Origin of the sequence: Mesorhizobium caraganae, from assembly GCF_016836705.1 — a bacterium.
Classification (GTDB): domain Bacteria; phylum Pseudomonadota; class Alphaproteobacteria; order Rhizobiales; family Rhizobiaceae; genus Mesorhizobium; species Mesorhizobium caraganae.
In genome coordinates this window covers 18789-29075 of the sequence record NZ_JAFCGY010000050.1, presented here as the reverse complement: position 1 = coordinate 29075, position 10287 = coordinate 18789, and the positions used below count along the sequence as shown (strand labels likewise).

Sequence of the window (10287 nt, the reverse complement as noted above, 5' to 3'; positions counted from 1 at the left end):
CTTCACGCTTTCGCCGATCCCCGGATAGAAATAGCCGAGTGCGATACCAAGAGCGATGGCGGCAAGCACCTGCACGTAGGGCTTGGCGTAGAAGGCCTTGCGAGGCGCGGCGTCCGCGCTGCGGATTGGCCGGTTCAACATACTTGTCTCCCTGAGCGGATTGAGGTGGGTTCCTCCCTTCCCGGGCTTCTCCCATCGCGGCGCTGCGGTCGAACGCTGCTGCCATGTCGGTCGCAAGTGCCATGCCAAATAGCGGCGGCGCGAGAAACGCGCCGAACCTCAAGCCGTGCTTGTGCGAATTTCTGCACACGCCGCTGGCGCGTGCCCTTTATCGAGACAAGGGCCGAGTGTCGGAGATTGGAGGGCGCTCTGGGCGTTACCTGCAGCCTGGCAGCGGCCAAACGATTGCCGCTGCGACCCCGTATAGTCTGGCGCTCCACAAAATGGCGGAAGTCGACCGGCCGCGTTGCGACCTAGGCCCTAAGTTGCGCGCTTGACGCGATCGCGCCGCCGCACCGCCCGGATCGGCTGCGCCGGATGCGAGCCGTCGACGCCAGCTGCGGATTTCGAAATGAAACAACGGGTCGATCCCCAAGCGACCGTCGGCCGACTTGAGTCCAGCGGTTGTCGGTCATGGACCTGCATGCGGTGATGGACATGGAGCTCTCGCGCCAGGTCGCCAACGGTCTTGTGATTTGTGCCGTAGCGTGCGGCCCACGTCCTCAGGCCGTCTTGACCATGCTGTATCGCTCGATGGATCGCCTCTGTCGTCGTGACGCTCCCATGCACAAGCTGGCCCATCGCGCATCCCGAATTCGGACCGCAAGGATGCCCATCAAAGTCGGATCAAACTCGGCTGGCCACGCTTTTGGTGCTGGTACCAGAAGTCCGCAAGTACCCCGGCAGCTCCGTCAATGGGGGCCGACCCGGCTAACCGAAGATCCGCAGACGCAGTTCCAGTGCAACGAAAGACGCAGGCTAGACGGCCCTCTTGTTGCCCCACAGCAGAACGTGCAGCTGCGGCAGCACGCGGGCATCGAACCACCTGTCGCCGGTTACCTTTTCAACCAGCCACTCCATGCGTTTCATTATTCCGTCGAGATCGACAGACGCGCCTTCGTTGCCAGGACGAGGCGGCGTGTGATTGCCGGGTTGCAGGTAGACCGGAAGGCGCGGAAATCGCTCCGCGGCGCCTTTCGCATAGGCGTAGTCGCTCTCGTCGAAAACAACGAGCTTGAGCACGATCTGCGGCTTCTCCTGCGCCGCATCGACGCACGCCTCGAGAGTGGCCCAATCGGTCCTCATTTCGCTTGAAGGCGGCTTAGGGCTGAGGACCAGCACGTCGAGGTCGGCAAACCAGTCCCTGACCACCGAACCTTGGGTCTCGAGCGCAAAACGGTAACCTTCACCATGGCCTCGCTCGATGAGCGCACGAAACGGCTGAATGGCCGGATTGCCGCCTGACAGCGACACCATCACTGGCCGGCCACCGGAAAGCGTAACGACGGTTTGCCATACCGCGTCGATTGGCATCATCTCCCATTCATGGCGGAATTGATTGTCCACCGCATGGAGACTGTCGCACCAGGAACAGCGATAGTCACATCCGCCGGTTCTGATGAAGACCGTCGGCAAACCGATGAGCACGCCCTCGCCCTGGATCGTCGGCCCGAAAATCTCGCTCACGCGGATTGCAGGATGCGTATCGGTCATGGCCGGTATTCCGCCCAGGTCTTCGGCGTTTCGCTCACCCGCACGGCCGAGGTTTCCGGCAGGCGTGCCTTGCACCATAGATAAAAATGTCTGGCCAGGCATTCCGCGGTGGCTTGCCCATGTCCGAGCACGTCGTTGAGATGTCGGTGGTCGAAGCTCTCGTCGATATAGCGTTTGAATGGCACCAGATCGTGATAGTCGCGCACGAAGCCGTTGTCGTTCAGTCCATTCGCTGAAAGCTCCACTTCGACGATGTAGTTATGCCCGTGCAGGCGCGCGCATTGGTGATCGGGCGGCAACGAGGTGAGCTGATGCGAGGCCGAGAAGTGGAATTCCTTGGTGATGCGGAACATTACGCGGTCCTCCTTCGCAGGGCATCAAGCCAGAAGTCGGAGTCCTCGTAGTCGGTGGGGTCCGGGTGCCCAGAGAGATGAAACGCCTCGCGCCGCTCGACGCAGGTCCCGCACCTCCCGCAGTGACGCTCGGCGCCCTTGTAGCAGGACCAGGTCTGCGCAAATGGCGTGCCGTATGCTGCTCCATCCCTAACGATGTCCGCCTTCGTGAGATTCACATAGGGCGCATAAAGGCGAACCTTCGCGTAGCCGTCGAGCGCGCGGTCTTGCATCATCTGGAAAGCGTCGATGAAGGCCGGACGGCAGTCGGGATAAATGAAATGATCCCCACCGTGCACGGCCGTCGCCACCGCTTCGACTTTGTGCGCGGCGGCGAGACCGAAGGCGGTGGCCAACATGATGGCGTTCCGGTTCGGTACCACCGTGACCTTCATCGTGTCTTCGGCGTAGTGCCCGTCCGGCACATCCACACTGTCGGTCAGCGCGGAGCCGGAAAGGCCGCGGCCGATTTCGCGGATGTCGATGATGCGATGCGGGACGTTCAGACGCTCAGCGCAAAGGGCGGCGAAGCCTAATTCCTTCCGGTGCCGTTGGCCGTAATCGAAAGATAGGAGGCCGGCGAGCTCGTACTCCGCTGCCACCTTGTGAGCAAGAGTAACGGAGTCCAATCCGCCGGAGCAGACGACGAGAGTCTTCATCATTGGGTCCTTGTTTTAACCGGGTAGGCTGCGACCGGAGATTTCTCTGCGCTCCCAGTACTGCAGGAAATCCATTTTGGGAAGTGAACGCGGGACGAGTTTCATGCGCTGACGTGCCGCTGTGTCCAAGGCGCCCTCAGGCGGTGAGCCTGCAAGGAACAGGGACTAGCGAAACGGCACGCTTGAGTGGATGTTCAAAGGCGAGCGTACCAGAATATGCTCTGAAGGAGGTACGGCCCTTCGGAAACAAGGTTCTCGACGCTTCGATCAAGCGCCCGGCGGTGCCGAGCTTCGAGGGACGCCACCACGAGGGTTTCTTGTACAAGACGGGCCCGAGGATGGGCTTGCCGCAAAGAACGGATTTTACCAGGTGGATGTTTTTGCAGCCGCGCCGAAATGCAGATGTCTGGAATGATCACGACATCAATTGTCGCGGCAACTTGGCTGGCCGGCTCTTCGGGTTCCGTAGATCCCGCGCATTCCGCTTCAGGATCGGTTCGAATCGGAGCACGCCCTCGGTCAGTGGCCGACCGGCAAACCCAAACTAAATGATCGGTCGTGAACCGACATACAATGGACAAGATTTCTCTTGGCGGTACTGCGCCAGAAGGCATTCGCGTCCAACGGAATTAAGCGTCGACTATCAGTCGCAAACTACACATTACAAGGTAGCGGCTCTTCCACTCATTTGCAGATCATCCGACTGATCACGCGGCGTCCGATATGTCCGGCTCTGCCTCAAGAACTCCCACAGGTATGGACAGCGATCTCGCTATCCGATCCCGATAGCCCTTGTTGTACCTCAGACCCGACTCGATGTTTTGGATTTCCTCAGCGGCAAGCCCGCACGCCACTGCGAGGTCCTCGATCGAATATCCAAGGTACTCACGATAAGCGCGGATGATGTGGGTCCCCTGCGACATAGCCGTCAAGATTGGCTCGGGAATGCGCGAATCGTTCATAGACACCTCCAAGAACATAAGGAGCGCCTGATAAATCGGGAGATTTCCTCCCGGACCTGGCGCACCCAGCAAATCAAAAAAATGGACGTCGATTCGGTCGACCGGCCTCATCCCATGGAATGGGCCACCTGACGTTGGCAGTCGGGTCGGAATATGGCGGCTCACCTGCTTCTGATCAAGTTCCAAGAACCTGCCACCGCATTCGTCCTGCGATCCCACGCGACTGATCCTCGCGGAAGGCTTTCTTGAACAGCAACTCGAACTTCCCCTGCCGCCGACTCCAGTGCCTATTCGCGGCACCGTCCACCCAGCCTAGCGGACGCTGATACCTTCGACCAATTCCCGCCGCCACCCGCGCCTTTTACGCGTCTGTCGGCTTGCTGCCCGTCTAGGAGTCGCCACACTTTTGGGCTCCAGCCCCCCCTCGTCTTTATGATCCAACCGCTTGAATACCACGCTTAGGGTGTTTCTTCGCCGGCTACCGGAACCGACCCCAGTAACGCAACGATTTGTTGCACACGTTTTTGCGAAGCCACAGCGTTAGCAGACGCGATTTGCAGCTCTCGCAGCAGGGCGGCACCGTCGTTCGCCTCCAGCTCCAGTGGACCGGCGCCTATCCCCGACAATAGCCATGACGGACTCACGGCCAAGATGCCCGCCATCATGGCAAGGCGATTGGATTGCGGCGCCGCGCGGTCGCATTCCCATGCTTTCCAGCATGCCGTCTGGACACCAAGTCGGCACGCGGCCTGCGCCATTGTAAGTTTGGTGGCCTCGCGAGCGAATGAAATACGTCCCCCCAGAGTATCGGATGGCGCGAAATCACTAGGGAAGGTTTGAGTAAGAATTGGCTCGGTCCTCCTATGGTTGGTTCAATCCCCTTTCGGGCGATGGCCTGCTGCGAACTCCGACCATGCCGGCCATCGTTCCGATTCGAAGCCGGCAGTTTAAACAGGATTCGGCCCCATCATTAAAGGGCACGTTAAGGTGTTGGCGCTTTCGGATGGAGGAGCATCGCCACCTATAAAAGCGTCACAATCATTCGACGGTGACCGATTTTGCGAGATTGCGCGGCTGGTCGAGGTCTGTGCCCATGAAGAGCGCCGTGTGGTAGGCAAGAAGCTGTATCGGCAGCGAGAAGATCATTGGCGCGATAATCTCGTCGACGGCCGGCAGCACGATCGTGTGCATGGTGTCGAGTTTCGATGCCGCGGCCCCTTTTTCATCGGTGATGAGGATAATCCGCCCTCCACGGGCAGCCACTTCCTGCATGTTGGAGGCGGTCTTGTCGAAAAAGCGATCATGCGGCGCGATGACGATCACTGGCATGTTGTCGTCTATCAGTGCGATCGGACCGTGCTTCAATTCACCTGCCGCATAGCCCTCGGCGTGGATGTAGGAAATCTCCTTGAGCTTCAGCGCGCCTTCCATCGCCAGCGGGAAACTGGTGCCACGGCCGAGATACAGGACGTGATGACACTTTGACAATTCGCGCGACAGGAGCTCGATCTCAGGCTGGATGCTGTCGAGTACCTGGCCCATGACGCGCGGCACTTCGGCGAGGCTCCTGACAAGCGCCTGCACCTCGTCTTCGGTTACGGTTCCGCGGGCCCTGGCGGCGCCGATGACGAGTGCCGCAAGAACGGCAAGCTGGCAGGTGAAAGCCTTGGTGGAGGCGACGCCGATCTCCGGTCCGGCAAGGATCGGGAAGACCACATCGGCCTCCCGAGCGATGGTCGATTCGCAGGCATTGACGATGGCGCCAATTTTCAGCCCAAGCTCCTTGCAGTACCTCAGCGATGCGAGCGTATCGGCGGTTTCGCCAGACTGCGAAATGAAAAGAGCCGCCGACTGCGGCGACAACGGGATTTCGCGGTAACGGAATTCGGACGCAATGTCGATTTCAACCGTCAAGCGCGCATAGCGCTCGAACCAGTATTTTCCGATCAGTCCGGCGAGATAGGCGGTTCCGCAGGCAGAGATCGCCAAGCTCGGGATCCTGGCGAAATCGATGCCAGAAACCATGTCGGCGCGATTTTCTATGATGTTGATATAGTGACCGAGCGCATGGGCGATGACCTCGGGCTGCTCGTAAATTTCCTTCTCCATGAAGTGGCGATGGTTGCCCTTGTTGGCCAGATCGGCCGCGGCCGTGGAGGTCTGGCGCGGACGCTCGACGGGATGGCCGTCGAAATCGAAGATATGGGCGCCCGAATTGCCGATAACGGCCCAGTCGCCGTCGATGAGATAGGTAATTTCGTTGGTGAAGGGAGCAAGCGCGATCGCGTCGGAGCCCAGGAACATCTCGCCGTCGCCGTGACCGATCGCCAGCGGTGGTCCGTTGCGCGCCGCCATGATGGTCGACGGATCATCCTCGAAGAGGATGGCAAGCGCATAGGCGCCTCTGACGCGTTTCAGCATGGCACGCATCGCCTCTCGCCGCCTCATGCCCTCCCGGCGGTGTCTTGCCAAGAGATGCGCGACGACCTCGGTGTCGGTGTCGGTCTGGAACACGGCTCCCGCCGCCGCCAATTCGTCCTTCAGCTCGGTGAAATTCTCGATGATGCCGTTATGGACGACGGCGACACCGTCGGTAAAGTGCGGGTGCGCATTGCGTTCCGTCGATGGCCCATGGGTTGCCCAACGCGTGTGGCCGATGCCGATGTTGCCGCTCAGCGGCTCTTCCTTCAGTTTCGTCTCCAGATTGACGAGCTTGCCCTCGGCGCGCCGGCGGTGCAAGGCGCCCTCGGTGATCGTTGCAACGCCGGCCGAATCATAGCCGCGATATTCCAGACGCTTCAACGCGTCGACCAACCGGTCCGACACCGGCTGTTGCCCAACGATGCCAACAATCCCGCACATGTTCGTCTCCGAATTCTTCCCGGCAGCTTCAGCCCACGCGAGACGGACACCCACCCGCCCGCTTTCATCAGGATCTTGTAGGAGTATTCGGTAATATTGGTACAATTGATTGTAGGGATAGCTGCCATTCACCCCATGGATAGACCAAGACGCGGGACCTGAAATAAACTCCTCGTTGCGCCTCACGCTCTCATGACCGAACGCAAGCTCAAACCCGCGGCATTAAGCAACAACGTCGGCCGGCCATGCGCGGCCATCCCGGCTATGCACCTCCCCACGCAACCGCCGACGTAGTCCTTCCCTTTCTCCAATTCAACTCGCGTTGGCAGATCGTTGAGGCAGGCAGGTGAGCGGCAGAGAGATTGCCCGTTCACTTCTGAATCGCGTCACCATGGCTATGGCGTTTCGCTCTTGGTCGCATCGTGACGGGCTGTTGATGTGTTTCGCTTTCCCGGTTCAGATTGCAATCATGATCGACGTGGTTATCGGCATGATCACGAGCACTGTATGCAGCATCAGCGACGGCATGATCGGCATCATCATCATCATCGGCAACGTCGGCGCCGACATTCGTCGGCATAGTTCTCGTGTTCGTCACCTTGTCCTTTCATGCAGGCAATCGCACCGTCCCGGGGCAATTGCTGGTGCGGTCCCCCGCCGGAGGCAATAAACCCACTGCCCTTCTGCACGGCACGTCGGTCTTCGACATGCGGGCCAGCATGCCTACTGCCCGCGACATTGTCGAAACAGACGGTCTTCGCCTCTACGCCTTAACGGCGGTGCTCATTGAAGCCTCACCCACTTTCTTCGCGCAAAAACCGACTGACGCGCCGACAGCGTTGGCGATGTTCTCGGATGCATCGGAAATTCTCACGCGACTTCTCGAAGGAGGTCACAGCACAATAGCCGGCCGTATGTGGCGGCCCTCGAGCGGGCCAGTGTTTCATCATGCCATCGTTCCGTTCAGTCGCTTTCTCGGGGAGTTGACACGTCAAGGTATGTTAGGGGAACGACTCCGTTACTCCCGGCCATTTAAGCGATCACTGCGCATGCTGAGGTGGCAGTGCGGATGGCCGGTATTGTGGAGATCGAACCTCCGGGCGACGCGCGCCTTGAAGCCCCTTTCCATCCAGCTTGACGACGCGGGAGTTGATAACGACGCGCGCTGCCGGAAGTCGGCGAAGCGGTCGCGCGCAAGCACGCGGCCGACGCCGGCACCGCGCCCGATCCGATTATCGTTGCAGGCGCCCCATACGCCCTGCGTTGGCCCCGCGCCGCCGCGCGAGATCGGCCGCTGGCAAGACCTGATGCGGAAATTTCGGCGCGAGAGGAGCCGGTTGCATGCAGCCTTCCGATGCTCGGTTCAAAGGTCGTCGTCGCGCACTAACGCCCGGCTTGAGAACGATGAATTCAAGTTTGGCAGCTCAACCGGTCCGCGGAAATCGGCGCCATCTCACCTCGATTCGAACAGACGCCCATAGCGCCAGCCAGTCCAACGGATGTGCAGACAACCGCTTTGGGCGCCGAAAAGACGGGGATGGCGGCATAGCTTTATCTTGCCTTACAAGGCTTACGGTCTGGAAAGGCTGTTTCGGGACTTTTCGAAATCAACGGATCACAGGCTCGCCATGGAAGCGGCGACGCGATGGAGGAGAAACGCCGAAGCCGACTTCCATCATGAGCCGCGGCCTGTGCGCCGGCACGGTACCCATATGGAAGCCGAACGGATCCTCGACGAAGCCGAGACCGCCCTCCCCGGTCAGCGTGACCGGGCTCTGCTCGCCGTAGACCTCCAGAACCTCTTGCGCGGGATGGCCGACGAGAAGCGTAAGCTGGTGCTTGAGGGCGCGGCGGTTATGGCTGCCGCGGACATAGACATGGGGGCCGGTGCCCTCGTCGACCGGCACCAGGTAGAAGAAGAACTTCAGCATCCGCCAGTCGTCGAGGTCGAAGTGGTATTTGCCGAGCGAAGCCAGGTTCTTGTCGGCGTCGGAGGCCTGGCCGGTCGGGAAGCTCCACCAGACACGCGTAGTGATCAGCTTCGCCTGGCCGCCGAGATAGTGCGCGGCGATATCCAAGAGCAGCGGATCGTTTTGGATGGCGAGTGCCGCCTTGCAGCCCAGAATGCGCTCAAAATAGTTGCCGCTGAGCAACGGACGGCCAAACCGGGCCTCAGCATCCGCATGCTCCGTCGGCATGAATTCGAGGCGGCGGTCGAAATTGCCGAAGCAAGGTGTGCACTTGGCGAATGCGGCTACATCTTCAGAGACCATTGTTGGCAGGACGAGGCCGGAAAAAAGCCCATCCGACCGCAGCGCGTCGACGACGTCGCGGCGATTGACGCCAGCAAACATCGTGTCCTGGGCTCTTTGCGACGTTCGGACCGGCTTTGCACCACGCCAGTGCATTCTCCGCGCCGGCATGGTGCGCGCCAACATGAACATCGGCAGCCATGCCGGGTTCTCGCGAAGATCCGACAGATAGGTCGGAATGCGGACGGCGATGCGATGCAGCATGCTGCCGTTTCGCGCGACCGCCTCGATGCTTGTAGCTTCGGATTCGTCAGGGCTCGTAAAGGTCATCAGGGTCCTCAGGTATGAATGCACTATCAACGAAGCATCGATTCTCACCGCTTCGTCATTATTGCCCAAACCCGATTCCCGCACCGGAAGAACGCTAGCCGCGCGTCAGGCTTTGTGCAATGCACAATACCCTCGTCAGTGACAAATGGAGCTAGATGCCTGCGCGTTTTCGAACAAGACAATCACGAAGCTGTCACCACAATTACATCAGGAACTGTCTGTAGCCGCCGCCCATCAGGTAGCGGCCAGTTGGATGGCGCGACGCACCTGATCGCGAAGATGGGCTACCTGGATGAGACCAATCTTCTTCGACACGCCGTTCTCCCGAACAGGGCAATGGCGATCTCCTGATGGGATGCTCCGGCAGGCGAGCCATCCAAAGCCTGGAGCACGATACGAAAGACGCTCTCCGCGGGGTTCCGTCGGAAAGCAAGCAGCTGCCAAGCGGCCGCAACCATTGATGTCATTCAGGAACTGAAGGGTAGCGACATGGAACTTCAGGTGCCTCGGCGGCACGATTGCGTCGACATATAGCCGCAACGGGCGGAGAACGGAGGCACCGCTGCTGACTCCGACAGTCCTGCCTCAGCAGCACGTGCTGCACACCGGCAGCTGCCAGCAGGATGTCCTTGCCGCATGAGAGCGAAGAAAGATCAAGCGGTTCAAAATCGTGGTCAAGCCCAACCGGCTCCGCGGCCGCTCGTAGAATACGGGCGCAGTCGCGCGGATCCCAAAGACCCTTGCCGACGTGGCGTCCAACCATAGCCTGAGAAAAGATGATCTTGTCGTCAGCTCAATTCTCTTCGTATCGGCGCGTGTTCTGACAATGTAGGCGGGCGGTACACTCTTGGCGTGGTCGCGCTGGAATTGCGGATTGCGCCGAAGAAACTCCCTGGCCCAGGCAGTGCGTGGCAATCGTCCGGCGTAGTGGTAAGCTTCGTCATGACGCCAGTCCGGCCAGCATACAAGACCGACCGTCGCATCCTTGGGCAGGCGAGCATCCGTCAACTTTTACCGCAGTTAGTCAGTGCTGGAAAGTTGGACGGCGTATGATGCTCGAAGTCGGCTTGGAGAGCTGCCTTTGCCGTTCTCGACTCCGACCAACAGGGATCGTTCG

The 10287-nt window shown here is 60.0% G+C and carries 8 protein-coding genes and 2 pseudogenes; all 10 read right to left on the bottom strand.

Annotation, left to right across the window (positions count from 1 at the left end):
- Nucleotides 1-141 (bottom strand): annotated as a pseudogene (locus JQK88_RS36710) (C4-dicarboxylate transporter DctA); the annotation flags it as partial.
- A 540-nt stretch (nt 142-681) separates the two neighbouring features.
- Nucleotides 682-801: pseudogene (locus JQK88_RS36705) on the bottom strand (IS481 family transposase); the annotation flags it as partial.
- 177 nt (nt 802-978) lie between these two features.
- Nucleotides 979-1713 carry a 7-carboxy-7-deazaguanine synthase QueE gene (gene queE / locus JQK88_RS33765; protein WP_203280898.1) on the bottom strand — a complete coding sequence of 245 codons (735 nt, stop codon included), beginning with the start codon at nt 1711-1713 and terminating at the stop codon, nt 979-981.
- Complete coding sequence (gene queD, locus JQK88_RS33760; protein WP_203280897.1) at nt 1710-2066, bottom strand: 6-carboxytetrahydropterin synthase QueD; 357 nt, start codon at nt 2064-2066, stop codon at nt 1710-1712. Before queD ends, queE begins: the two co-directional genes overlap by 4 nt.
- Nucleotides 2066-2764 carry a 7-cyano-7-deazaguanine synthase QueC gene (queC, locus tag JQK88_RS33755; protein WP_203280896.1) on the bottom strand — a complete coding sequence of 233 codons (699 nt, stop codon included), beginning with the start codon at nt 2762-2764 and terminating at the stop codon, nt 2066-2068. Before queC ends, queD begins: the two co-directional genes overlap by 1 nt.
- Before the next feature lie 707 nt (nt 2765-3471).
- Complete coding sequence (locus JQK88_RS33750) at nt 3472-3726, bottom strand: helix-turn-helix domain-containing protein (protein WP_203280895.1); 255 nt, start codon at nt 3724-3726, stop codon at nt 3472-3474.
- A 1038-nt stretch (nt 3727-4764) separates the two neighbouring features.
- Nucleotides 4765-6588 carry a glutamine--fructose-6-phosphate transaminase (isomerizing) gene (gene glmS / locus JQK88_RS33745; RefSeq protein ID WP_203280894.1) on the bottom strand — a complete coding sequence of 608 codons (1824 nt, stop codon included), beginning with the start codon at nt 6586-6588 and terminating at the stop codon, nt 4765-4767.
- 370 nt (nt 6589-6958) lie between these two features.
- Nucleotides 6959-7168, bottom strand: coding sequence for a hypothetical protein (locus JQK88_RS33740; RefSeq protein WP_192247874.1), 210 nt, complete (start codon nt 7166-7168; stop codon nt 6959-6961).
- A 1027-nt stretch (nt 7169-8195) separates the two neighbouring features.
- Nucleotides 8196-9170: a hypothetical protein gene (locus tag JQK88_RS33735; RefSeq protein WP_203280893.1), complete on the bottom strand. Its 975-nt coding sequence runs from the start codon at nt 9168-9170 to the stop codon at nt 8196-8198.
- 585 nt (nt 9171-9755) lie between these two features.
- Nucleotides 9756-10178: a transcriptional regulator domain-containing protein gene (locus tag JQK88_RS37685; protein WP_376740486.1), complete on the bottom strand. Its 423-nt coding sequence runs from the start codon at nt 10176-10178 to the stop codon at nt 9756-9758.
- Nucleotides 10179-10287: the final 109 nt, after the last annotated feature.

What these genes read in the sequence shown, in the direction of transcription:
- JQK88_RS33740 (WP_192247874.1), bottom strand. Translation starts at nt 7,168, where the DNA reads ATGCCGACGAATGTCGGCGCCGACGTTGCCGATGATGATGATGATGCC.
- queE (WP_203280898.1), bottom strand. Translation starts at nt 1,713, where the DNA reads ATGACCGATACGCATCCTGCAATCCGCGTGAGCGAGATTTTCGGGCCG.
- JQK88_RS33735 (WP_203280893.1), bottom strand. Translation starts at nt 9,170, where the DNA reads ATGACCTTTACGAGCCCTGACGAATCCGAAGCTACAAGCATCGAGGCG.
- queD (WP_203280897.1), bottom strand. Translation starts at nt 2,066, where the DNA reads ATGTTCCGCATCACCAAGGAATTCCACTTCTCGGCCTCGCATCAGCTC.
- glmS (WP_203280894.1), bottom strand. Translation starts at nt 6,588, where the DNA reads ATGTGCGGGATTGTTGGCATCGTTGGGCAACAGCCGGTGTCGGACCGG.
- JQK88_RS33750 (WP_203280895.1), bottom strand. Translation starts at nt 3,726, where the DNA reads ATGAACGATTCGCGCATTCCCGAGCCAATCTTGACGGCTATGTCGCAG.
- queC (WP_203280896.1), bottom strand. Translation starts at nt 2,764, where the DNA reads ATGAAGACTCTCGTCGTCTGCTCCGGCGGATTGGACTCCGTTACTCTT.